The 23,373-nt window shown below is 42.7% G+C and carries 31 protein-coding genes and 1 pseudogene; 23 read left to right on the forward strand and 9 right to left on the reverse strand.

Annotated features, from left to right (window positions below):
* Positions 1–127: 127 nt before the first annotated feature.
* Entirely contained in the window at positions 128–283 is a 156-nt protein-coding gene (locus tag FD12_RS14355; protein WP_146986012.1) for a type I toxin-antitoxin system Fst family toxin, read from the reverse strand.
* A 394-nt stretch (positions 284–677) separates the two neighbouring features.
* Here FD12_RS14355 and FD12_RS14115 point away from each other — a divergent pair.
* Positions 678–957, forward strand: a pseudogene (locus FD12_RS14115) (hypothetical protein); the annotation flags it as partial.
* A 14-nt stretch (positions 958–971) separates the two neighbouring features.
* Here the strand turns inward: FD12_RS14115 and FD12_RS00945 are convergent.
* Genes FD12_RS00945 through FD12_RS00955 form a run of 3 tightly spaced genes read right to left on the reverse strand, consistent with a single transcriptional unit; the run spans position 972 to position 2,934 of the window.
* Positions 972–2,141 carry a CPBP family intramembrane glutamic endopeptidase gene (locus FD12_RS00945; protein ID WP_056981193.1) on the reverse strand — a complete coding sequence of 390 codons (1,170 nt, stop codon included), beginning with the start codon at positions 2,139–2,141 and terminating at the stop codon, positions 972–974.
* Positions 2,142–2,158: 17 nt separating this feature from the next.
* On the reverse strand, positions 2,159–2,377 hold the full coding sequence (locus FD12_RS00950) for a helix-turn-helix domain-containing protein (protein WP_054748822.1): 219 nt from the start codon (positions 2,375–2,377) through the stop codon (positions 2,159–2,161).
* A 14-nt stretch (positions 2,378–2,391) separates the two neighbouring features.
* Positions 2,392–2,934 carry a hypothetical protein gene (locus tag FD12_RS00955; protein WP_225427313.1) on the reverse strand — a complete coding sequence of 181 codons (543 nt, stop codon included), beginning with the start codon at positions 2,932–2,934 and terminating at the stop codon, positions 2,392–2,394.
* Between the two features lie 268 nt (positions 2,935–3,202).
* Here FD12_RS00955 and FD12_RS00960 point away from each other — a divergent pair, with 268 nt between their 5' ends.
* The gene (locus FD12_RS00960; RefSeq protein WP_054748819.1) at positions 3,203–3,382 is read left to right on the forward strand and encodes a hypothetical protein; all 180 of its coding nucleotides are present in this window, start codon (positions 3,203–3,205) and stop codon (positions 3,380–3,382) included.
* A 13-nt stretch (positions 3,383–3,395) separates the two neighbouring features.
* Positions 3,396–3,524 (forward strand): hypothetical protein, encoded by a 129-nt coding sequence (locus tag FD12_RS14265; RefSeq protein WP_263862408.1) that lies wholly within the window; start codon positions 3,396–3,398, stop codon positions 3,522–3,524.
* On the opposite strand, the gene FD12_RS00965 is transcribed toward FD12_RS14265, so the two are convergent.
* Positions 3,525–4,088, reverse strand: coding sequence for a nucleotidyltransferase family protein (locus FD12_RS00965; protein WP_054748818.1), 564 nt, complete (start codon positions 4,086–4,088; stop codon positions 3,525–3,527).
* A 4-nt stretch (positions 4,089–4,092) separates the two neighbouring features.
* Positions 4,093–4,983, reverse strand: coding sequence for an Rgg/GadR/MutR family transcriptional regulator (locus FD12_RS13350; RefSeq protein ID WP_082622117.1), 891 nt, complete (start codon positions 4,981–4,983; stop codon positions 4,093–4,095).
* Positions 4,984–5,068: 85 nt separating this feature from the next.
* Here FD12_RS13350 and FD12_RS00975 point away from each other — a divergent pair, with 85 nt between their 5' ends.
* Genes FD12_RS00975 through FD12_RS00985 form a run of 3 tightly spaced genes read left to right on the forward strand, consistent with a single transcriptional unit; the run spans position 5,069 to position 6,967 of the window.
* Positions 5,069–5,620 carry a flavodoxin family protein gene (locus FD12_RS00975; protein ID WP_056981195.1) on the forward strand — a complete coding sequence of 184 codons (552 nt, stop codon included), beginning with the start codon at positions 5,069–5,071 and terminating at the stop codon, positions 5,618–5,620.
* A gap of 9 nt (positions 5,621–5,629) precedes the next feature.
* Positions 5,630–6,592: a zinc-binding dehydrogenase gene (locus FD12_RS00980; protein ID WP_056981197.1), complete on the forward strand. Its 963-nt coding sequence runs from the start codon at positions 5,630–5,632 to the stop codon at positions 6,590–6,592.
* Between the two features lie 27 nt (positions 6,593–6,619).
* Positions 6,620–6,967: a hypothetical protein gene (locus tag FD12_RS00985; protein ID WP_056981199.1), complete on the forward strand. Its 348-nt coding sequence runs from the start codon at positions 6,620–6,622 to the stop codon at positions 6,965–6,967.
* On the opposite strand, the gene FD12_RS00990 is transcribed toward FD12_RS00985, so the two are convergent.
* Positions 6,964–7,533, reverse strand: coding sequence for a helix-turn-helix transcriptional regulator (locus FD12_RS00990; RefSeq protein ID WP_162258712.1), 570 nt, complete (start codon positions 7,531–7,533; stop codon positions 6,964–6,966). The genes FD12_RS00985 and FD12_RS00990 overlap by 4 nt on opposite strands.
* A gap of 309 nt (positions 7,534–7,842) precedes the next feature.
* Here FD12_RS00990 and FD12_RS00995 point away from each other — a divergent pair, with 309 nt between their 5' ends.
* Positions 7,843–8,448: a helix-turn-helix domain-containing protein gene (locus FD12_RS00995; protein WP_054748812.1), complete on the forward strand. Its 606-nt coding sequence runs from the start codon at positions 7,843–7,845 to the stop codon at positions 8,446–8,448.
* Between the two features lie 151 nt (positions 8,449–8,599).
* On the opposite strand, the gene FD12_RS01000 is transcribed toward FD12_RS00995, so the two are convergent.
* Positions 8,600–9,496 carry a 3-hydroxyacyl-CoA dehydrogenase gene (locus tag FD12_RS01000; protein ID WP_054748810.1) on the reverse strand — a complete coding sequence of 299 codons (897 nt, stop codon included), beginning with the start codon at positions 9,494–9,496 and terminating at the stop codon, positions 8,600–8,602.
* 238 nt (positions 9,497–9,734) lie between these two features.
* Here FD12_RS01000 and FD12_RS01005 point away from each other — a divergent pair, with 238 nt between their 5' ends.
* The 7 genes from FD12_RS01005 (at position 9,735) to FD12_RS01035 (ending at position 14,545) form a co-directional block, all read left to right on the forward strand.
* A complete protein-coding gene (locus FD12_RS01005; protein WP_054748808.1) occupies positions 9,735–10,073 on the forward strand; it encodes a helix-turn-helix domain-containing protein in 339 nt (112 codons plus the stop codon).
* An 84-nt stretch (positions 10,074–10,157) separates the two neighbouring features.
* Positions 10,158–11,063 carry an ABC transporter ATP-binding protein gene (locus FD12_RS01010; protein ID WP_371862798.1) on the forward strand — a complete coding sequence of 302 codons (906 nt, stop codon included), beginning with the start codon at positions 10,158–10,160 and terminating at the stop codon, positions 11,061–11,063.
* Positions 11,060–11,845 (forward strand): ABC transporter permease, encoded by a 786-nt coding sequence (locus FD12_RS01015; protein ID WP_056981201.1) that lies wholly within the window; start codon positions 11,060–11,062, stop codon positions 11,843–11,845. Before FD12_RS01010 ends, FD12_RS01015 begins: the two co-directional genes overlap by 4 nt.
* Positions 11,846–11,930: 85 nt before the next feature.
* On the forward strand, positions 11,931–12,548 hold the full coding sequence (locus tag FD12_RS01020; protein WP_054748805.1) for a hypothetical protein: 618 nt from the start codon (positions 11,931–11,933) through the stop codon (positions 12,546–12,548).
* Positions 12,549–12,674: 126 nt separating this feature from the next.
* Positions 12,675–13,061: a GntR family transcriptional regulator gene (locus FD12_RS01025; protein WP_054748803.1), complete on the forward strand. Its 387-nt coding sequence runs from the start codon at positions 12,675–12,677 to the stop codon at positions 13,059–13,061.
* Entirely contained in the window at positions 13,045–13,758 is a 714-nt protein-coding gene (locus FD12_RS01030) for an ABC transporter ATP-binding protein (protein WP_054748801.1), read from the forward strand. The genes FD12_RS01025 and FD12_RS01030 overlap by 17 nt, the downstream gene beginning before the upstream one ends.
* Positions 13,751–14,545, forward strand: coding sequence for a hypothetical protein (locus FD12_RS01035; protein ID WP_056981203.1), 795 nt, complete (start codon positions 13,751–13,753; stop codon positions 14,543–14,545). The genes FD12_RS01030 and FD12_RS01035 overlap by 8 nt, the downstream gene beginning before the upstream one ends.
* Positions 14,546–14,625: 80 nt before the next feature.
* On the opposite strand, the gene FD12_RS01040 is transcribed toward FD12_RS01035, so the two are convergent.
* A complete protein-coding gene (locus tag FD12_RS01040; protein WP_054748798.1) occupies positions 14,626–14,910 on the reverse strand; it encodes a helix-turn-helix domain-containing protein in 285 nt (94 codons plus the stop codon).
* A gap of 195 nt (positions 14,911–15,105) precedes the next feature.
* Between FD12_RS01040 and FD12_RS01045 the strand changes: the two genes are divergently transcribed.
* The 9 genes from FD12_RS01045 (at position 15,106) to FD12_RS01085 (ending at position 23,342) form a co-directional block, all read left to right on the forward strand.
* Complete coding sequence (locus FD12_RS01045) at positions 15,106–15,993, forward strand: ATP-binding cassette domain-containing protein (protein WP_054748796.1); 888 nt, start codon at positions 15,106–15,108, stop codon at positions 15,991–15,993.
* Positions 15,990–17,501, forward strand: a complete 1,512-nt coding sequence (locus FD12_RS01050) for an ABC transporter permease subunit (RefSeq protein WP_056981204.1) — start codon at positions 15,990–15,992, stop codon at positions 17,499–17,501. The genes FD12_RS01045 and FD12_RS01050 overlap by 4 nt, the downstream gene beginning before the upstream one ends.
* A 115-nt stretch (positions 17,502–17,616) precedes the next feature.
* Positions 17,617–18,228, forward strand: coding sequence for a helix-turn-helix domain-containing protein (locus tag FD12_RS01055; protein WP_054748794.1), 612 nt, complete (start codon positions 17,617–17,619; stop codon positions 18,226–18,228).
* 112 nt (positions 18,229–18,340) lie between these two features.
* Positions 18,341–19,228, forward strand: a complete 888-nt coding sequence (locus tag FD12_RS01060; protein ID WP_056981206.1) for an ABC transporter ATP-binding protein — start codon at positions 18,341–18,343, stop codon at positions 19,226–19,228.
* Complete coding sequence (locus FD12_RS01065) at positions 19,218–19,976, forward strand: ABC transporter permease (protein WP_054748824.1); 759 nt, start codon at positions 19,218–19,220, stop codon at positions 19,974–19,976. The genes FD12_RS01060 and FD12_RS01065 overlap by 11 nt, the downstream gene beginning before the upstream one ends.
* Before the next feature lie 18 nt (positions 19,977–19,994).
* Positions 19,995–20,747, forward strand: coding sequence for an ABC transporter permease (locus FD12_RS01070; protein ID WP_054748792.1), 753 nt, complete (start codon positions 19,995–19,997; stop codon positions 20,745–20,747).
* A 208-nt stretch (positions 20,748–20,955) separates the two neighbouring features.
* Entirely contained in the window at positions 20,956–21,513 is a 558-nt protein-coding gene (locus FD12_RS01075; protein ID WP_056981208.1) for a helix-turn-helix transcriptional regulator, read from the forward strand.
* Between the two features lie 36 nt (positions 21,514–21,549).
* Positions 21,550–22,950, forward strand: a complete 1,401-nt coding sequence (locus tag FD12_RS01080) for an ABC transporter permease family protein (RefSeq protein WP_162258713.1) — start codon at positions 21,550–21,552, stop codon at positions 22,948–22,950.
* 128 nt (positions 22,951–23,078) lie between these two features.
* The gene (locus FD12_RS01085; RefSeq protein WP_056981213.1) at positions 23,079–23,342 is read left to right on the forward strand and encodes an ATP-binding cassette domain-containing protein; all 264 of its coding nucleotides are present in this window, start codon (positions 23,079–23,081) and stop codon (positions 23,340–23,342) included.
* Positions 23,343–23,373: the final 31 nt, after the last annotated feature.

The raw sequence follows: 23,373 nt of genomic DNA on the forward strand, positions 1-23,373 counted from the left end.
AACGCCTTATGAAATATTCTTTAATGTCGTGTTGCACTTAATTTGACAATTCAAGGGGCAAAAAAGGAGCAGCCCCGCTAGAAGCTGCTCCCGTAAATCGCTAGTTATTTAGCCAAATGAGGAAACATCAGCGTTTGTTCAGCCAATGAGCAAACCCGGCTACTATCAGTCCAACCAAAATTGGAAAGATCAGGTTCGCTAGAATGAAATACAAAATATTCACTTCCCTTCCGGTAAACAGCCCCTCACAAGCCCCGAAAAAGTAAATAACTAGCCTTATCATTATAGCAGAAAGGGACGCTCACATTGAGCGTTCCTTTCCTGTTAACGGCTAATATTTATCGTTGGCCAGTCCAGAATAATCATGCGTCAGTTTGGTACTTTTAAGGTAGTCAAACCAGTATCCGCCCTGATATCCACGAATAACTTTAACTTTCTTTCCCTTACTTTTCGGGCGGTTAAGCTAAGCCCATTTTCTAGGAGTTGACTATTTGCAGAATCGCCTAGCTTGGCATCCAGCGTGAAATAACTTCTTCCGTGTGATTTGCCTTCAAATTGATTGCCGAGCTTGTGGGGATTGCTTTTAGCACGTGGCGTTAAAACAAATGCATACTTAGAGGCTGTCGAACCCGTGTAACGAACCTTGTGGGTTTACCATTTCTTAGCACCAAGATATGGTGAACGGTGCTAGTTCACTGATTGGTGGCCTGATTTTATTGCCCGGTAGTGTGTTGAATGGTCTGGGACAACCTTTATATGGATGGATGCTTGACCATCTGAGCGGCAAAATCCCACTGGGTTTATTTACCATTTTGATCAGCACGTTAGTATTCTCAATAGCATCATCTTATATACGGTTTTACGGCACAGGCTGGTAGTCAATTGGCGTTTGGAATGTTGGTAGTAATCGGCATCTTGAATTTCTGGTTGTTTAGACGATTTTATAGAAGTAAATAGTTTAGGCTTGGGATTTATTTGATTGGATCCTTTTTTACGTGCCGTAAAGTTTGCATAAACGCAGCTTGAGTATGTTTGTTTTTGAGAATCAAGAAAACAACGATGAGCTCAATAATCCGAGTGATCAGAATAAATTCGACTTGATAGCTGGTCAGTGGTCCTGAAAAAATACCGGCCGAGGTCGTGGGAAAGGTAATCAAATCAATCAGCAAATGAAGGATTATTCCAATCCAAAGTGTTCCAGTGTAGAGGGTAATCACAGTAAACAGCATGCCAATTCCAAATGCCGAAAAGACTTGGAAAAAGGTTTGGAGCAGTCCTTGACCAGCAAATAAATGGCCGGCGTGGAACAAACCAAATATGCCAGAACTAATTAAAGTTGCCCAAACAATCCGTTTCTGGTCAGATTTAATGTTCATTGTCAATAAAGGCCATAAGAATAAGTATCTGAACATAAATTCTTCTTTGATCCCCACCCACACGATTGTTGAAGCGAGCATGATGAGTGAATGAGTTGCTAAAACCAGCTTAAAGTCGGTGAATAGCCGGCTCCAGCTACCGGCAGACATCCCTAAATTAAGTAAGGCAGTAATTATTAAGATCCCTAACCACCAGAAATTAACCTGAGAATTAATTTTAAGCTGGGGAAATTGATAGCCCCATGCTTTCATTGCGTAGCCGGCAATGCCAAATGATCCCAAAAATGACAACCATAACACTGGATTGCTGATGCTAGTTGGAAAATTCAGAAACTGGGAACTAAATGAAGCCATATAAAAGGTCATCATGAAAGTAATATTACCAGCAATTTGCCACCCAATTCCCTGAAGTGACAGCAACATTACCTTTAAAAACGGATACAACATTACTCCAAATAAAATCAAGCCGATTAGCAGAATGATCCATTTCGAAATACCAATGTTGGAAATGAATGGGGCCCCGAATAAGCAAATTGATAGCCCCAGTGAATATGGGAATAGGCCAATTAACGGTAATTTAACGAGATTATTCAGTACGGTTCGTCTTTCGTTGATTAATATCAGGCTCAATAATAAATTGAGCATAATGGGAATAAGTGAATTGATTTGGATTGGTAAAGAAGTAGGGTGCCATAAATAGAGTGCGGTAGCTGTGGTGGCAAGTAGTAGACTCTCGAATTTGAATAGTAACTGGTTTCTTTTCAATTGAGCTCCTTAGATGATCAATCATCGTTTCCGGGTTCATCCACGTATTCCAAAATATCACCTGGTTGGCAAGCTAAGACCTTACAAATTCGCGAAAGAGTCGCAAATCGAATGCCCTTTGCTTTACCAGTCTTTAGGATTGAAAGATTAGCAGGGGTAATACCAATTTCTGCCGCTAACATCTTCGAAGTGATCTGACGGTCTAAGAGGACTTTGTCGATATTTACTTTAATCACGGCTGGTCACCCCCCTAAACAATCTTGTTGGAATCGTCTTGAAGCTGAATGCCATATTTGAAAATAATATAGATCGCATAAATCGCAAACCACATCAACAGAGTAGTGCCGTCACTGGAGCCGCCGGAATTGATCGTACCAAGATCTAGGCCGAATCTGTCGGCAATAACAGAGGCAAAAGAATCCCAAACGATGATGACTCCATATCCCCAGAGAATACCGCGAATATAGCCGAGGGTACTTGCTTCAAAAAAGATTTTTTCCCTAACATTCTGAATTAACTTTAGTACTGACCAAGCAATGAGGATAAGCATTGCCAGTAAAAATAAAATAAAGAAAATTGAGAACATGATGCTCCATGGGCCAGATGTGTTACTCATACCACTCAGGGTATCTCTAAGAATTCCCATTCTAGCTGACGGATTAACCAAGAAAACAATGCCCGCAATTAAAAAGATAATCACTAAAGAACCAAATCCTAAAATAAGTGAGGCCAAAATAACGATGCTAATGATATAGATAATTGTTAAAAATGAGTTAGAACGTGTATCTGTCATCACAATCACTTTCCTTTCTCCGTTATTGTATCGCAGAAATTAATTATTGCAAGACAATAATTAATTATTCTTTTACAGAAATAATTGGATACAAAAAAAGCCTCAATATGGATTTGGTCCTAGTTGAGGGGGATTTACGAGTTAATCTTGATAATTTAGCCAATGTAAACCACTGGCTGCTCAATGTAAATGGCCATCTTCTTATTTTCGTCACGAATCAATGATATGTTAAAGCTGAGTGTTAACTATTAATTGCAAGGAGAAAATAATGAAGCCAAAATTTGTAGTTGTTGCGTTACTTTTATTCGTTATCTTGGTTCAAGTCATGATTCAGTTGGATGTATTGGAAAGTTTGAACTTGGTGATGGCGATCTGTGCGATCATTGCCTTAGTTGTTGCGTTGTTGATTGTTACTAGGTTTGGGGATGTGAGAAACCATCAAAAATAAAAAATTGCTATTCATGATCACGACGATCGTCTTGTTAGTGCTGGCTGGGCTGGATGCCTACTTTGGCCATTATCGAAGTGCCCTGGTAGACGGGGTAGTGTTGGTTGCTCTGGATGTAATGATTATTTTCAAGCATAAATAATTATTGCCAGTCAATTTCTAACTTTGGCCATTTCTGTTGCCACTGTTTCTTCAAAATTCGGTTACGATAGATTGCCAAATGGTCATCATCAGCTTTGAATATTGGAATTGGTCGGCATTTCATATTGGCGAGGTCAGTTGTACCATATGGTGCAATCAATTTCAGTTCATTATCCTTTAAATAAGCGCCGATACAGGTTGGGGTTTCCACAAAGTGCGCGATTGCGTCTTCAACTGAAGTGAATGCAGGTCGATCTGGGAAGTCGTAGTTATTCATATAAACTTCATTTTTAACCTGCCAATGATATTCTGGTGCTATTTGATGAAGCCGGTTTTCAATTAATAAATCTGTTGTTTTGGGAACCTCCGGGTCAAAGAAAACAATATCCACGTCGCTAACTAAGCAAACAGGTTGGTTGCTTAATACTTGCCATACGGTATTGCGAATACTACCCGCTGCGAGGGCCCACTGATTTAATTTAAGCTTTTGGCTGATTTTCAAGATTCGCATGAGGTCGGAATTGTTGGCGATAATTTGCTTAATGAGATCGGCGGAACTTTTCATTAGATCACTCCTTAAATTCATTGCTTTTTACAATCGCTGGGTTAGCCGTCAAAAATGATTGCCAATAGGATTCATATAATGTAACCAAGTCTGGGGCGTCTAAGGTTTTAAAAACCTGAATGGTTTTTCTTACCATTTGCCTTCCTTCAGAAACGGCACCGCGCAAACATAAACGCAAACCCGACAGAAAGTGAAGCTCGCTTTTTTCATACAAATACTGTTGATTATGAATACTTTGCTGAGCTAATTCAATTAAGGTTGAGAGTTCTTTTTCTTTACCCGCAAGTGCCATCATCAGAGCAGCTTTTAGGATGATATACAGGAAGTCGGCCTGATGATTCCAGTTAACATCGATCGTTTCAGAGCCATTCTTGACCATTTGTTTCGTTAACAGAAAGACTTGATCGCTGGAAAAACTATCCAAGGTAGCCATGAACAAGCGAAGTTCGTAGTGGGTCCAAGTTTCAATTTTGAACAGATAGTCATAAATAAATTGGCGTTCTTCAATGGTTAACGGATCGGCTTGATCATAGTGGGATTTTATTTTGAGGTAATTCAAGTAGTCGTGACTTGTTTTGGTCCGTCGATATTCCCACAGATAATGGTCAATTTTTTCGGAGCGTTTGACTGATTCTTTGGGGCCTATGTAATCTTTGGTTTCCTCGTAGTGAAACTCAAGTGGTTGTTGCTCGCGGTAATGTGCTAAATAGATGAATTCCTCAGCCGAAATGTTGATATTAGTAAGTAAGCGTATGAGCTTATCAAATGAGATGTCTGAAAGTCCGCGCTCAAATCTGGATAGGAACGACTTGGACACAACCCCATTAGCCGCCGAGGTGATGCTAATGCCTTTCTGTTCTCGCAAATGTTTGAATGTTTTACCGTAATCAATCATTGAAGTCTCCTGTGAACTATATGCAACTTTTTCCACTTAATTATAGCCGTGGTGCTATACTAATGCCACATTTAGGAGGAAAACGATGCAGATATTAGGGATAAATGGCAGCACCCGCAATCCTAGCAACTCGGGCTTGATGATTCAAACGCTCTTGGGTGGCTTGAAATATACACAAATTTCGTTAGCGAACTATCAAGTCCATGATATTGTGGATCAGCGGCATGATGATGGGGATTGGCACGCAAAACCAGATGATTACCCAAAACTAATGACCAAGTTAATGATGGCCGATCTAATTGTCTTTGCGACGCCAATTTATTGGTATGGCATGTCAGGAATCCTAAAGAATTTTGTTGATCGTTGGTCGGAAAGTCTCGCAACTCATCAGCATTTCAAGGAACAAGTTGCTGGCAAACAGGTTATTTTATTAGTAGTAGGTAGCGACAATCCACGGATGAAGGGTAGACCAATTGTTTCTGAATTTGGTTATATTTGTGATTTTTTGGATTGGCAATTAACTGCGACCGTCATTGCTGAGGGCCATCGACCACAAGATGTTACGACTGATCAGAACGCGATGGCAAGGTTAAACCAGATTAATCAGAAATTGATTATCCCTGGAAACATGAAATGAGGTAATGGGATGAAGGCATTATTCTTCACTGAATTTGGCACCAGTTCCGTCTTAAAGTATGGGGAAGTAGGCGCCCCGCACATTTCTGACAATCAAATATTAGTTAAACCGGATTATATTGGCTTAAACTTTGCTGATATTTATCGTCGGCGGGGAGATTATCATATTGAGAAGCATGATCCATACATAAATGGCTATGAGGCTGCAGGGACCGTTGCCGATATTGGTAACCAAGTTAGAAATTGGCATGTTGGTGATCGCGTATTATTCGTTGACGTACCGCTGGCTAATGCGGAATTGGTTGCCGTTCCGGTTGATAATGCGATCAAACTCCCGGCTAAAGTTTCAACTAAATTAGCGGCAACGATTGGCCTACAGGGCTTGACCGCTGACTTTTTGGCTCATGATCTAGCGCTAAATAAACCAGAGGATCAAGTTTTTATCCATGGAATTAGCGGTGGCGTTGGTCAGCTGTTGGCGCAAATTTTAACGGCGGATGGCATGCGAGTGTCTGGTTCCGTTTCAACCGAAACTAAACGGCAGTTGGCAATTAAGCAGGGAGCCGCTCACGTTTATTTAAGGAAACCGGGCTGGCAACATGGGTTGAAGGCAACCTTTGATACAGTGTTCGATGGGGTTGGCAGCACCTTGCCACTCAGCTTAAAGATCGCCAAGCGCAAGGGAAAAGTCGTTTTCTTTGGAATGGCTGACGGAAATCCACCGCGAATTGATTTACTTGATGTGTTAGGTCGATCACAGACGATCGCGACTGGTGATTTATGGGACTATTTGACGAGCGCTACGGAACGAAACCAGCGCAGTGCCCGCCTATTTGATTACATTAGCCGAGGCCTGATTCAACTAGGTGAGCCGACGATTTTCCCGTTATCTCAAGGTAAACGCGCTCATGATTTTCTTGAATCCGGCAGAAGTATTGGTAAGATTTTATTAGTTCCCGATAAAAATAGTTGATATTTAACTAATGAAAGAAGGATCATAATGGATGACATCATTACCTACCTGTGCTGGACGCTGACCACGGAGGGCTTTGATCTAAAACCAGAACAGTTTGAGATTATGGATTCTGACTTCGGTCAACCCTACATCTGGATCAGTATGCCATTTAGCATTGAGGCGATTGTGATTGCGGATCATTTGGGCAAGATGGGCGCCCATTTTGAAATGCAGCGAGGGTACGATGGCGAGAATCCCGATATGACGAAGTTGCCAGATGTGGTTGATTTTCAGATCTTTGGGATCAATGAAGAACTGTTTGGTAAATTTCGGCCGGCAATGAAACAAATCCGTCAGCGGATGGATCGTCAGGACGACAACAAGAAGCGTTAGGCCGGCGTCAGCAACATATAAATGAAGAAGCCAAATAGGGTGACTTCAAGAACCAGCCAAATAAGGAAGCCTAACGGATGATTAGGATTAATGGTGATTCCAACTCCCATTGATTTTGGCACAAAAAGGTCCTTTGAGTCCCCATGATAGAATGACTTGAGCTTGAGATAGCTTAATGGTATTAAGATTAAGGCAGATATCATGGCGATAATGCCAATCCAGCGAGCTTGACTGTCGGTTTGAACAAACGGCGTGAACGCAACCGGCAAGAGCGTGAGGGCAAGAACAATTCCCAAGGCCCGGTTCAGCCAGCGACTGTCTTTCTTCTGGTTAATGAGCTGGTAGTCTTTCTTGACTTGCTTGATGTAGCGTTCGTCACCCTTTAGCATATAATCCAGTGATAGATCGTAAAGGTTACTGATGGCAACCAAGGTTGGAATATCTGGATAACTTTTTCCGGTTTCCCAGCTGGAAATAGTTTGGCGACGGACGTGGAGTTTCTGGGCAACGGCACTTTGGGTGAACCCCAGCTCAGCTCGTTTTTGTTTTAAAATAGTGGCTAACATGATTTGACCTCTTCTGTATCGCATTTGGCAATGTGCACTTTAATTATCAGTAGTATGACGCTGAAATCTCCGGTAGGCAAGCAATGATTGATTGTTTGGCGAGTGACGTCACTGGAAAAATCACAAACCAATAGATTGCGGTTCTCGATGTTCATGATCTGATTTGGTATGAGTGACGAAATTTGCAAGCACCATCACCGGGGTGGTTGTCCAAGCGGCTTTACATCGCGCTTTCCTGACTTCAAGATAAGCTGATTTGGCAGAAATAGTCTCCCTAATCAGGTATGATTGAGACAAGGAGTTGATGAGATGAACATTGGGAATAAAATCAAAACTTATCGAAAAGTTCGGGGCCTCTCCCAGGAAGCTTTAGCAAAGAAAGTCTACGTTTCAAGACAAACTATTTCTAACTGGGAAACCAACAAAGGTTATCCGGATATTCAAAATATTTTACTGCTGAGTGTTCTCTTTGATGTTTCTGTAGACGAATTGGTTAAAGGAGACTTGAATGCCATGAAAGAAAAACTCGCTAATAAGAAAGTCAACGCCCAAATGTCCATGTACACTTGGATGATGCTAATTTCGGCTGTTCTTGGCGCAATTTCAATTGGTCTGGTGTTCTTCTTTGAAGGATCAATGGCCGTCGTACTCATCCCAATCATTTGTTTTATGATCATGTTTTTCAGCGCAAGTAAGGTTGAACGACTCAAAAGTAACCAAAATCTCAAAACGTATGCGGAAATTGTCGCTTTTACAGAGGGACGAAATGTTGATGAACAACGGCAGAAGCGCAATCAGGTTAAGGACAAGTGGGAAAAGGTAATGATTGTCGTTGGCTTTACTGGGGTCTTTCTATTGATTGTCCTTATTTCTATTGATTGTCCTTATTTCCATTGGCGTGTTCGCTATTTTTAAGTGAGAACTAACCACAAACTTAATTGCACGCCGTTTTCGTCTAAAATTATCTCTTTACATGAACAAAAAGTCCCTAGTTGATTTATACCATCATAAATCAACTAGGGACTTTTTTAATATCCGTATTTCGAACTAAACTTGGGCTGCTACATTAAATGTCCAAGAACCCTTTATCTTCATAAGCAGGATTTGGATACTTGTAGAAGCCTTCGCCAGATTCCAATCCGAGCTTGCCGGCATCAAGCATCTTCTTGAGGGCGTCAGCAAGTGCTTGGGTTTCGGGCTTTGGATCATCCTGGGCCTGGGCTAACGTGATGTTGTAGGCGGTTCGAATTCCAACCGCGTCCAAGATTGCGAATGGTCCTCTTGGAGAGCCGGTGGCAGCCATCCAGGTCTTATCAATGGTTTGTGGATCAGCAACGCCCTTTACCCATAATTCTTCACCAGCACTCAGCAGTGGAATGAGTAAGGTGTTCAGGATATAACCTGGTTGTTCCTTCTTGAGTTGGATTGGAATCATACCGATGCTACGAGCAAATTCAACGATTTCTTTGTAAATTGCTGGATCAGTCTTTGGTGATGCCATGATTTCAGCCGTATTGTTCAACCAAACTTGGTTGGCAAAATGCATGTTCAGGAATTGCTTTGGGCGACCGGTATCATCCATGAACATACTTGGAACTAAAGTTGATGAGTTACTGGTGAAGATTGCCTCTTTAGGTGCAAAGTTTGCAATCTGTTTGTAGAAGTTCCGTTTGATGTCTGGTCGCTCAGGAATGGCTTCAATAACCAGGTCTGCATTGGCAACGGCCTTTTCAAGATCCCAACTATAGTTAATATTGGCCAAACCTTTTTCAAAGTCAGCGTCTGTAGCCGCAATATCTCGTTTATACAAGTGACGGAGGCCTTTGATTCGATCCTTGGCCTTGTTAATTGCGTCTTCGTTAATATCATAGACTGTTACATTGTAGCCTTTAAATGCGGTTTGATACGCAATCTGACTACCTAAAACACCACTACCTGCAACCGTTACGTTTTGAATTGCCATGATGAAAATCCCCCTTATAATAATGAAAGCGGTTACCCATACACCATAATTATAGATGAGCTGGAAGCAAAAGCAATCAAAGCGATCATAAATGATGCATTGGTTCCTTTAAATCGCAACCCCGACTGCAAACTCGATTCGCAACTGGTGGTTGCATCCCCATGCGCCAATGATTCGCGTGCATTTTTATGATTACAGGGTAATAATAAATGTCAGAAAGTAAAAGGAGATGGTTAGGATGATTTTAGGACAGCGAATTAAAGAAGAACGTGAAAAAAATGATTGGACTCAAGATCAGTTGGCAGAAACCCTGCATGTGAGTCGCCAAGCAGTTTCAAAGTGGGAAAACGGGACGGCTTATCCAGACATTGATCGACTGATTCAGCTGAGCGATTTGTTCAATATTACGTTGGACAGTTTGATTAAAGGTGACCAGGACTTACAGCGAAAGATTGTCATTGGCAGTGACAACCATTCTCAGACAAATCTTTGGGACTTTATGAACGCCAGGGGTTGGGTGATGTTGTTTCTGATTGTCTGCGTAATTTGCTGGGCATTTGTTAAGATCAACCCATAATTGGGCATGATTCAATTTGAATTCTTGGAAAGGATAAGTACATAACGGCAAATGCCGAAGGAGATCTTTATCTTGAATCAACCAATATTAGCAGTTCACCAATTGAATAAGTCATTTGGTGCAAAACAGGTATTACATGATGTTTCATTTGCTTGCCAACGTGGTCACGTCATTGGGTTGGTTGGCGCAAATGGTGCCGGCAAAACAACCCTCATGAAGGCGATTTTAGGCCTGACAACCGCAACTGGACAAATCAGGATTGATGGGCAACCCACTTCATTTGACCACCACGAAGTGTTACATGAAGTCGGAGCGTTGATTGAATATCCCAGTATCTATCCCTTTATGAGTGGCCGTGATCATTTGAAATTATTTGCTAAGGGTCCTCATCGCCGACAGCGGATCGACCGAACGATCGCGGACTTGCATTTAACCAAATACATTGACCGGCCGGCGAAGGGTTATTCACTTGGGATGAAACAGAAGTTGGGAATTGCCTTAGCAATCCTTAATGACCCTAAGTTAGTTGTCTTAGATGAACCGATGAATGGCTTGGATCCTCAAGCCAATAAAGAGTTACGGGAACTCATTATCACCAAGCGCCAGGCGGGGACGACATTTTTGATTTCGAGTCACATCTTAGGTGAGCTGCAACGAATCGCTGATGATTTGCTGGTCATTGACCACGGTAAAATTGTTAAACAAACCACGATGGCCGATTTGTTGGCAGCCAGCTCTCATCAATTGATTCTTTCAACCAGCGACGATGCAATGGCCCGCAAAGTTTTGACCAAAGCCGGCTATCTGCTAACCGAGGATCCCAAGCCGACCATCCGAGTGGGCGCGAAGACTCAGCTGGAACCAATTCTAGATGCCCTCAGCCACCAGCAGATTACCGTCTTGGATATTCAACACCATGATGCGGATTTGGAAGATTCGGTTTTGAAGTTGTTAGCTCAGGATCAGCTTCAAAAGGAGGGACAGATTTGAGAACGTTATTGTGGCAAGAAACTTTTAAGTTGTTGAAGAAAAAGAGTACCTATTGGGTCACGATCTTTTTGGTGATTAGTGGATTGGGGCAGGCGTTTTTGGAAAAGCTGTACCCTCATAACAAAGTCTTAACTGCCCCAATGGCCTTTAGTTCCAGCTTCGCAGCGACTACCTGGCTAATCTTTATCATGATTGCGGCTTGCGCAACCGTTCTATCAATGGAATTTCAGTATGGCACCGTTAAGGAAATCATCTACCAACAATATTCCCGGAGTACGATTCTGATGAGTAAGTGGCTGGTGATGTTGGGCTATTCGATCTATCTGTATGTCATGACCGGGGCGGTGGCCCTTCTCGGCAAGGTGTTATTCGTGAACGACCAGTTTTCGTTGACCGCGATTGATCCATATTCGAATCATCTGACATTTTTGCAGCAATGGTTGGCCTCGATGAGTAGTAGTTTTATTACCCTCTGGTTAGTTTTAAGTGTTGTTTTCCTGTTTGCGACGCTATTTCGATCGGCGACAATGGCCGTAACGGCCGGAATTGTGGCATTTTTTGCCTTTAACGCGGTGAGTGTCCTCATGTTTAAGTTGATCACCAAATTCAACTGGGTTAAGTGGAATCCCTTTAACTTCTTGAATTTCTCTAACCAAATCACCGACCCAGCTCGGCATGCCTTAACGCAGTTATCAGATACTCAATTACTGATTGGCAGTTTGGCCTACACCGCCCTCTTTTTGGCGATCGGCTTAGTGTCATTCCGCAGGCAAAATGTGTAGCCGATTGCCTCGATATTGTGGAATCCATTTGGTTGCTTTTACCCATTATTCGGGTTATATTGACCGCAAATAAGGGGTGATAATCATGTTTAATTGGGAAACATTTGAGCCAGCCGAGTACAGCCGAGATGAGAAGCCAAGCTTTGTGGAGTTGACTAAGCGCAGCTACGTGACCGCCGAGGGGGATGCCGATGACCATTCTGCAGATCCTAACTTTTTAAGGTTAGCAGCAGCTGCCGCCCGGATTGCTAGGACGATCAGTGGCGGACCCGACAAAGGAATTCCTGTTTCTGGATTTAAAGAATATGTCCCGTATCCAGTTCAAGCAGTTTGGACAGCTCAAGGGAACAATGAACATTTTAAAATTTGGATTAAACAGCCATTATTCATTGATGAAGCCGATTTTGCGGCTGCGATGACCCAGATTGATTTCGATAACTTTGACGAAGATGAGATTCACTTTGAACATCTAGCGGAGGGAACCGAGATTCAAACGATTAACCATGGCGCCGTTACAGCTGATGCACCAGCGTTCCAAGTCCTAAATGAAGCCATTAAGAGCGGTGACTATCAGCGCCTCCATGCTGATCAACATCGGGAAGTGTACATTGATGGTTTACCGGTTGATGCTGATAAAGTGGTCTTGGTTAGATTTGAAATCGATCCAAATGGCCGCTCATTACCGGGTCTGGTTCACAATTAAATAGGAATTAATTGAGATTCGTTTTGGCAATCTGCCGAAACGGATCTTTTTTTGCGATTTGGTCGCAATTTTAAAAAAGGCATGTTATAGTGTAATAGTAAAATATAACACTAGGGAGGTGGCACAATGAAATTCGATGATAAGATCCCGATTTATTATCAAATCAAGAATTACATTTATGGTCAGATCATTACCGGCAAACTGGCCCCGGGTGAAAAGATCCCGGCGGTTAGACAGCTGGCCGTTGATTTAACCGTTAATGTGAATACGGTGCAACGAGCGCTTGGAGAACTGATTTCTGAAGGTATTCTGGAATCCAGACGGGGATTAGGGAACTTTGTAACCGAAGATCAAGCCACTATTGAAGAAGTGAAACACAAACTGATTATGCAACAGCTGCATGAGATGTATGAGAACTTACACGATTTAAACGTGACTGATGACGAGATTGTTGCGTACCTCAGACAGTATATAAAGGATAGGAGGACCACTAAAGATGGCCAATACAATTGAGATTGAGAACTTAACGTATCACAAGAATTACCGTCGTATTTTGGAAAATATCAACTTACAGATTGAGCAGGGCAAGACGGTTGGCCTCCTTGGGGAAAATGGTGCCGGGAAGACAACTTTGATGCGACTGATTGCCGGTGTTGCCAAAGGCGCTCACGGAACCGTTAAGATTGATGGTGAAGATCAAGTGGCGGCCAAGAAAGCGGAAGTGAGCTTTAGCGGCCAGCTGGACGGCTTTAACCCGAGCATGCGAATTGACAAAATTATTCGCTTCTATGAGGACGTTTATTCAGATTTTTCAACTGAACGATATAACCAGATTGCCGGTTTCCTGCAGATTGATGAAGGGTTGCGGCTATCCGCTCTTTCAAAAGGGATGAAGGAAAAATTGGTCATTGGCTTGACCCTGTCTCGAGATACCAAGGTTTATCTGCTAGATGAGCCTTTCGGCGGTATCGACAGTATGAGCCGCAAAAAGATCATCCAAAGTATCATTAAATGGAAAGCGTCGGATGCCGTGATTGTGGTTTCCGATCACTATGTTTCCGAAATTGCCAGTATCCTGGACGAAGTGGTGATCATTAAAGACAAGACGATTTACACCAAGAAGAGTGCCGAAGAAATTCGTGCACAATACGCAGAGGGCATTGAACAGTATTACGAGAGTATTTATGAAGGGAATGATATGGATGACTAGTTTTACCAGTATAACCAAAGCACTGTCGAGACCCAAGATTTCGATTATCAATCGGATTTTGGTAGTCGATGTTTTGGCGATTGTGTTGACGATTCTGTTTGAGGTCTACAAAGGGACGTTAAGTGGGATTGATCCCTTGCAGATTTCTTTGGCCTATTCGATGATCGCCTACTTCGCGGCGTTTGTCCTACTATCAAGAAACATGGAACATGTTTACATCAGCAGTGCCTATCGCCTGATTCCTGCCAGCGATACCAAGTTATACTCCGCTAATCTTTTATCTGCCCTGATTGGAATGATTTACTTAGGATTAACGCAAGTTGGGTTGGCACTGGTTACCTCAGCCTTGAACTTTCCAGAAATTGTGAAGCAAACGCGGCAAATGATTTCTGACACTTATCAACATTCCGACAAAGCCCACTTTGGGGAAAATTTAACTTTCCTGATTATCGGGGGCATTCTATTGGCAATCGCGATGGTCTTGCTATTCTGGGCCACGATCAGCTTGATTCATTTGATTGGAAATTCACTGACGAGTTTCTTGCCAGATGGTCGGCAAAAATTCTTTAAATTTATTTTGTATGTCGTCGTGATTGTTGGATTCCTGTATTTGTCTTCTTATATTCTTGGCCTGATCGGGTTCTTTACCAATTACTATAAATTATTCAACTTCACTAATTTCTATCTGCAATTTTTCCTTGGGATTGGTTACTTTTACCTCATGGCATTGGCGGAGTCAGCGGTCAGTGTTTATCTGTTGAAACATTGGGTGGAAACTGAAAACTAGAAATATAAAACAACAACCCCGAACGTCTACAAAGTAGAGGCTTGGGGTTGTTAGTCATAGTAGATGACTATTATATTGTCTTAGCCAACAGGTGTAAATTCGATTGTTACCTTTTGGTGGGTTGCGTGCGCTATTTCTCCTAAAAGTTTGGTTGAGGCATTCATCGAACCACTTTCAATGCGAGCAATTGTTGATTGAGGCTTATTAACCAAGGTAGCAAATTCTCGTTGATTCATACCTAACTTTTCACGTAGATTGCGAACCTGAACAGCAACATCATAGTTGATGTTATATTGTTCAGCTGCTTTTGCAAATTCTTGGTCGTGGTGGCTTCTTCGAATTGCATAATCATCAATTTTGCTCATGGTTATGACTCCTTTCAAATTTCAAGTTCTTCATAAGCATATGATGGCATACTCGCTATCATAATTCAAAGAAGCGAGTTGAGTAGTTTGGATTGTGGGTTCAACCTGGATAAATATTGACCTAAGATTGATGCTGTAAGACAAAAAAGACGGATTAATCCTAAATTTCAATAAATAGATAAAGCGGGTGAATAGATGATGGACTTGTCAATTCAAAATCTGAGTATGAGTTATGGTAAAGCAACGATTTTTTCTGGCCTAAATGCTGAGCTGCATTCTGGTGGCTTGATTGGGTTACTTGGTCCTAATGGGGCGGGGAAGACCACTTTACTGAAAATTTTGACCACGTTGCAAAAGCCGACGCGGGGCGAGGTATTGGTTAATGGGACCAGTCTACTTTCACATCCGAAAGCTATGCAAAAAGTTTTGGGGTATTTGCCTCAGCAAGTGCCCTATTTTCCTAATCTAACAGCCATGGAATATTTAAACTATGTTGCTGGCATGAAAGGTATGCGGCCTCATCAGGCACTTGAGCAAAGCCAATCGCTTTTAGAAAGTTTACATTTAAGCGATACGGCTAACAAACGACTAAAAGAGTTTTCCGGCGGCATGCGCCAGCGTGTTGGGATTGCAGCAACTTTGTTGAATGACCCACAAATTATTATTGCTGATGAACCATCAACTGGCTTAGATCCAGAAGAACGGGTCACTTTGAGAAATCTACTGGCTGAATTGGCAAATGACCATCTAGTACTGCTTTCGACCCATATTGTCTCGGATATTGAAGCAATTGCTGGCCAAATTCTGGTACTCCAATCTGGCCATTTCCTATATCAAGGGACCCCAGGTGAATTGATTAAGCGCAGTGTAGGAGACGTTTGGGAATATCCAATATCCGCGGACTGGACTTCGCCGGTGATAGTGAAGCAGTTGAATCAACCGACAACGTCCTTAATTCAACGTCCAGATGGGATTCGGATCCGTGAAATTAGTAAACGGCCACCACTGCCGCAAGCCCAATCCGTGACTCCCAATCTGGAAGAAGCATACTTGGGTCTTCTTAAAGGGGTGATCCAGTCATGAAAGCCAGTTTTCAAGCGACCTTTCGTGAAAAAAGTCGCCACATGTCCTTTGTCGCCTTGTGTATTGGATTGCTTTTTTCGGTTGTGCTAATGATTCCTAACGGGTCCGGCGTTATGCGGGCTATCATTATTAATCCGGCGACTTACGCACAAGCCAATAATGCCAGCTGGTCGGCCATCAGCGTGGCCTTTATGATGGGCTTTTTCCTGCCGTTGATCGGAGCAGCTTTCTTACGTAATGCCATTCGTCTGGATCGGGATAATGGAACCATGACATTGTTTTTAACTTCCCGCTTTGCCCGCTTCAAATATACCGCGGGCAAGTTTTTCAGTAATCTCTGCTTAATGTTGATCTTCTGGGGCATTGTGTTGACTTTTTCATTGATCGGTACGTTGGTTAAATATCAGGGTAACGGTTTTAATCTGGTTCAATTCTTTTTGCCATTCTTGATTTTATTACCGGGCATCATTTTCGTCTCGGCTTTAACCTTAGTAACTGAAACCTTGCCGGGTTTACGGGGACGAATCGGGACGGCGGCGGTAATTATCTTTTTAGTATTGCTGTATACTTCAGATGCCAATTTTCAACAAGCTCCCAGTCCAATTCAACACATCTTTAACGTGTCGGGAACTGATTATTTGATCACGAATATTAAACAAGCGGTCATGCAATCTTCTGGCCACCAGTTAACATTGTTAAAAATTATCGGCGCCAGTACCTCAACCCAGTATACGGGTCACCAAAATCTGGTTTTTTCACCGTTACGCTTAACGGAGACCGACTTGCTGGCTATGGGAACTTTGATTCTCATCAGTTGTGGTTTGGTGTATGTGGCAGGACTACTTTTGGAACGACGACCGCTCACACCCTTAAAACTGATTCATTGGAAGGTTCATTTACCAGTTAATATCTTGAAGGCGGGTAGCCAGTCGCAATTCTATTTGTCATTTCGGTTGTTAACAGGTGGCGTAACCAATTATTGGCTGTCGATTATTTTATTGATCTGGCTATGGAATTGGTTAACGCCATATCAAGGCTTGACTCAGTTTGCGTTTCCGATACTCTTTTTAACCGCGATGCCCTTATTTGCCGAATTAGGGGCCGGTGAGGTTCAAAGCGGTGTGTATCAGTGGCTTCAGACGCTACCTAATGGTCATCGCCGGCAGACAGTCCGAGAAATACTTATCGGTAGCGCACTGTCAGTCGCTTTAGCACTGCCGGCATTGATTAAGGCGCCTACACTAATGGTGTCGTTAGCTTTACTGGTTTGGAGCCTTCAGTTACCAGTCTTGGCTCAGCTATTAGGACGTTTAACGGCTAGTAAACGTCCGATTCAGTTATTGATGGTGGTTTTCTTTTATCTTTATTTGAATGGGGCGCCGTTATTGTCATTTAATCAGACTGAGTTGGTGTTACCGACATTAATCTATTTGATTATCCTGATTTTTGCTTTAGTGTTGTTATTAATACCAAAGATATCTTTTGGGCGAAAATATGCAAACTACTAGTTTCCGATTTTCACAAACCCACTACTGAACAGCTTACAAACGCTGATATAGCAGCATTGCTCTAAAGGAAAGCTAGTCAAATGAGGATTTTAGACTTACGTTTAGGGGGATCAAGATGATCGATAGTCATTTTGCTCAAAAACTGAAGAAAACAAGAAGTGATTTGGCGATCACCCAGCAGCAATTGGCCGATCGACTCCACGTCTCCAGAAAGACCGTTTCGGGTTGGGAGACTGGCCGGAATCGACCAGACATTGATATGCTGCGGCAGATGGCCAGAATTTATCATCTGTCCCTCGATGAGTTGGTATCTGGTACGCAGGCGGCTGAACAGCAAAAGGTCGCCACAACAACGCCAATCTCATCGGTTAATCGGATAACGAGTACCTTGCTTGATATTATGCTGGCGATTTTGTTGATTGAGCGGTTCACCCAAGACACAACTCATTATAATGTTTTCATTTTGATTGACTGGATATTTGTCTTTGGCGTGATACTGAGACTGTTGGTCAGTCGGTGGGGGCTGAAAGTGATTCACTCTGTGCATTCACCGGTGTTTTTAATTGGGTATGCGCTGTTAATTGCGGTGCTGCTATATAGCGCCCTTACCAACTTATTTACGATGGGGTTTGTATTTCAGTTTGTGTTCCTGGTCGTTAGCTTGGTGGGAATCATTAATTTCGTGATTATTGGCCGAGATGTCATCAGCCACCGCAAATTGCGATGAAGCCGCCGTGATGTTGAGCAGGCTAAGTCGATCATCCTTGCTTTCTTTAGTTAACTGATCCTTGAATGATAGAATTCGGGGATCAGATACTAATGATCATGGGGATGATTTTATGCTTAATGTTAGTAATATTAATACCTTTATTGGTAGAAAGAAAATTATCAAAGACGTGTCATTTCAAGTGAATCCCGGATCAATTGTTGGGTTGATCGGACCAAATGGTGCTGGGAAAACGACGATTATGAAAACAATTCTGGGACTCACTAAGTTCACCGGAACGATCTCGGTGGAAGATAAAACGGTCACTGAAAATAATCACGCTGCCTTAACCAGAGTGGGCGCGTTGATCGAACATCCAGCCATCTACCCGTTTTTAACGGGACTAGAAAATTTGAAGTTATATTCTTTAGATGAAGCTGATATGAACAAGGTCGTTTCAATGCTCAAGATGGATGCTTATATCAATACCAAGTCGAAAGGTTATTCGATGGGGATGAAGCAAAAGCTGGGCATTGCGATCGCGTTACTTAACAAGCCCCAACTGGTTATTTTGGATGAACCGATGAATGGCCTCGATATTGAAGCCACAATTTTGATTCGGAAGATTATCAAGCAGTATGCGGCTCAGGGATCGGCCTTTCTGATTTCTAGTCATGTACTAGGCGAATTGCAAAAAGTCATGACCAATGTGTTACTGATTACTGAGGGCAAGATTATTGTCGATGAACCCATTGATGAATTTAACCGGGGCAGCCGGCAGCAGTATCACTTATTAACCGAAGATATGCCGGAAACTGAGAAATTGTTTGTTGAAAATCAAATTCCAGTTACCAAATCAGATGATTATCTGGTAATTTCCCGCGAGCTTTCGGATCAAGTGCAAGATCTGCTCTATTCTCATCACATTCGCTTAGTGGAACTGTCGCCTCAAGGATTGAGCTTCGAGCAAACGGTTGTTAGTTTGCTTCAGCAGCAAAGAAGGCAAAGCCATGAAAACTAGTCTAAAGCAGGAATTTTATAAGTTTAGGCACCAACGAATTCCGTTGTATGGCGCAATTGCGCTGGTGATTTTAATGTTGTACGCGGCTGTATCATCGTCTGACGTTAACCGGATGATCATCGCCCAGGGCTTCGGTGCCGGCCAGTGGATCACAATCATTATGATTACAATTGCGTCAACGTTTGTGGCGATGGAGTACGAGAACCGCACAATTATGACGTTGTTTTATAAGAGTTCCAACAAATCGGCGATTTACTTTGCCAAATTCATTGTGATGGTGGTTTACGGTGTCTTGATGCTGATCTTTGGGATGCTTTTGACGTTTATCCTGAAGGCCGTCATGGTTGGTGGTAAATATCAATGGGGCGCAATGTATGGCCAGCACAGTTTAGTGACCGATTTAGTTCTGAATACCGCGGGAACGTTTATTTATCTGTTGTTCATCATTACTGTCGCGTTCCTCTTGATTACCTTGATCCGAGTAAATGCAGCTGTCGTGGGCATTGGCCTAGTGATTATTTTCATGGGTGCCGATTTCTCTTCGCTCATCATGAGTGCCTTGCCACATCTTGCTGCAATCATCAAATGGAATCCGCTGAATATGGTTTTTGTGATTAATCAGTTGGCAAATTCTAGTTACGAAAAATTTTCCGACCTCAGTTTGCTGCAAATTATAACTGGCAATCTGATTTATGCGGTGATCTTCATTGTCATTGGTGACCTTCTGTTCAAAAGCAGACGGGTTTAGTCGGGGAAGGTGAACAGCATGAGTAAAAGTTTATATCGGGAATTTTATAAATTTGGCCATAAGAAGTTGACCTGGTTGGCGCCATTGCTATTGTTAGTTTTTATGATTTTAATCAGCGATTATCCATCAAACCGGTTGCTGGCCATGATGACCTACGATTCTACGGATGCAATTATGATCATTCTGGTAATCGTCGGGGCCACCATGTTTTCAATGGAGTTTCAGAACAATGCCATTCTGACACTGTTGTATAAGTCACCCAGAACATTGTCCGTTTATCTGGACAAGTTCATTACCATTTTTATCTACAATTTGATCCTGCATGGGTTGGCGATTATCTTTACGTTTATCCTAGCGGCGACTATCAACCCAGTTTCCTGGTCGGCGGCTTATCAGTATCATCAGCCGCTAATCGTGAACATGTTTTTGGCGACTGGCGTGGATATTTTGGCGTCGACGCTGATTATTAGCGTGGTCTTTTTGATTTCCACCTTGATCAATTCAAATGCCGTCGTGGTAACTGCTGGTTTAGCAGTCATGTTCTTTGGTGAAGCAATCTCAAGTGATATAACGCGGGGTACTTCTGTGTTGACGTCATTAGCTAAATGGAATCCATTTAATATGACGATGTTAACCCATCAATACACTAACTACGCTGGGTATTACGACACCACGCTATTATCAAATGCCCAATTAGCAACGGGTGCCCTGGCTTATATCTTGGTATTCTTTGCCTGTGGGTATCTCATATTTAGGAAAAAACGCTTTTAGAAACCGAAACGAAAACCAAGCTAAATGTTTGCGAATAATCACAAACCAGATACAGATGTCATCACTGTTCAGTCAAGCAACTGAACAGTTTTTTGTGTATAAAAATGACCCAACTATGCCTTAATCGGTCACTATCAAATAAATTGTTAGTAATTCATCCCAGTTAGTGGTTAAGTAAAGGTGAAACCAGATAAGGAAGCGAATGATCATGGCAGAAACAATCGGTCAACGAATTAAAGCTAAACGGATTGAACTGGGGTTGACCCAAAGTGAAGTGGCGGAAAAACTATTTGTAACCCAACAGACGGTTGCCCGTTGGGAAGGTGACAAGCACTTACCACCAATCACCGCTTTGGAAGATCTGGCTAAGCTCTTTGGCGTTGACGTTGCTTACTTCTTTGGGGGTGAAAAAGTCGTGATGCATAAATTTAATTTCTTTGCCTTCTTTGGCAGCATGGTCTTTAACCTACTATTCTTCTGGATAGTAGCCGTTTCACTGGTAACGATCCTTTTGACCAATTGGGGGATGATCGGCGGCTGCATTATTTCACCGTTGGTCGTCATTTATCAAGCAGTCGAAGACATTCGACCATTCGACTGGTTACGGTTTGGCAGCGCAGGTCTTTTAGCGATTATCGCGGTGGCTGTCCTGCCAATCTGGTGGAAACTGAACACCTACGTCTGGCGCGTCTTAAAAGCCTACTACCGTTATAACGTCAATTCGATCTTTTATGAGGTGACGCCGGCCAAGCGGACGAAAAAATGATGGTAGATTGAAGTGTTGATGAAAGGGATGGTCATCGTGCTCAGGATTACTTGGCTGCAGTTTAAACACTCATTTAAGGTGTGGCTGTTGACGTTACTGCTGTTTGTTGTCACGGGATTTTTGGTTGGGACCTGTTTAAACGCAGCCTTTGCGATTGCCGACTACTTTCCCAGCCTGCCTAAAGCTCATAATCCAACCGATTTGTTCTTGTACCCTTTGATTTTTGGATTGATTACGGTCCTGATCGTCTCCAGTGGCGTTGTGAAGCTGGTCATTAACAGCTTGAGTCAAGAGTATGCTTTGTGGACCATTCTGGGAGCTAATCCCCGCCAGCTTTCGGGATTAATTGGCGGGCAAATGGCCTTAATCGCCGCGCTTGGCAGTCTGGTTGGCTTTATCTTATCAGTGCCAGTTATGGTGCCGGTTGATCAGTGGTTTGTCGTCACGTTGCTCGGCAGCGAGTGGACACCCAAAATCCCGCAGATACCGCAATCATTCTCGCTGACAGCTTGTGTATTAACCGTTTTGTTTACTGTCGGTGTATCTGGGCTGGCCGGTTATTTACATGCCCATAAACTGTTTGTGAGTTCCCAAGATGATTTATTGACGTTTAAGAAAAGCCGGTCTCCTTTTCAGCGTGTGAGCCAGGCCTTATTGATTGTGGTCAGTGCAGCCGGGGTGGTGTTTTGCTATTGGAATTCACTGAGCGTCACCCCGCAGGCCCAAGCCTATCTTGACCGACATCATTTTTATGAAGCTGGCAAAACCTATATTCCCAATTTGATGTTAATTTTACTGTTATCCATTATCTTATTCGCCTTAATTGCCAAAGCTATTTTACCTTGGGTGATTCAATTATGGACGTGGCTGCTGCCAAGAAAATCGTCAGCAACGGTCAATGACGCCTTCTGGAGCACCGTCTTTGACAAGGAATATTTGACTTCCCTGATCTCTCCACTGACCGCTGGCTCATTTATGTTAACCGGGATTACTTGCATTGCTGGTGAAATTAGCAATGGTGGGCCCAATGCGGCTGCGGCAGCTAATACCCGTGAATCCGTTATTGGTTTTGTCGGGGTGCCCTTATCGATTATCCTTGCCAACGTCTTAACCATTACGATTCTCACGAGTGCCCAAAAACGGGCTGGGATAAGGCAACTCTCACGACTGGGCTTTACCCGAAGAAACTTAGTTGTGGAAAAAGTTCAAGAAGCGTTGATTTATGCCACGACATTTTTCATTTGTGCCGTCCTGGGGATCTTGCCATTTAACCTGCTGACGGATCACATCGTGTTGATGACTCACCGAACAATCGCCTTATCAGGGTGGTCGATCTTTACCTGGCCGCTTTGGTTGTGGTTAATCATGATGATTTTTATCGCGGTCGTTGGTAGTTGGCAAGCTAAAGTTGTTTCTAATCGGTTAGTGGATAATTGACTGAAATAGTGGAATTAGTGAGCAGTTGTGAGTATGACGATTTAATTGTTTGATTAAATAGATGATCGGGCAAAGGTAATCCAACGGATGCTGGATTTAAACACGTATCGACAGAAAGGGTGAGCATCATGAACCAACAAGTCATTAATATTCAAAATATCACGAAAAAGGTCGCAACTGGTGGCAAGGAGAAAAATCTGGAAATTCTTCATGGCGTTTCATTAACGGCCAACCAAGGGGAATTTCTAAGTATCGTCGGCCCCTCTGGATCGGGGAAATCGACGTTGTTACACTGTATGTCGGGATTATCCAAGCCGACTTCTGGTTCGGTGAATATCCTCGGCGTGGATCCTTATAAGCTGCGCCCCTCTAAGAAACTGTTTGAGATCTAAATTGAGTTTTGGTATACTTTTGCAAAAAAGG

Origin of the sequence: Lentilactobacillus rapi DSM 19907 = JCM 15042, from assembly GCF_001436255.1 — a bacterium.
Classification (GTDB): domain Bacteria; phylum Bacillota; class Bacilli; order Lactobacillales; family Lactobacillaceae; genus Lentilactobacillus; species Lentilactobacillus rapi.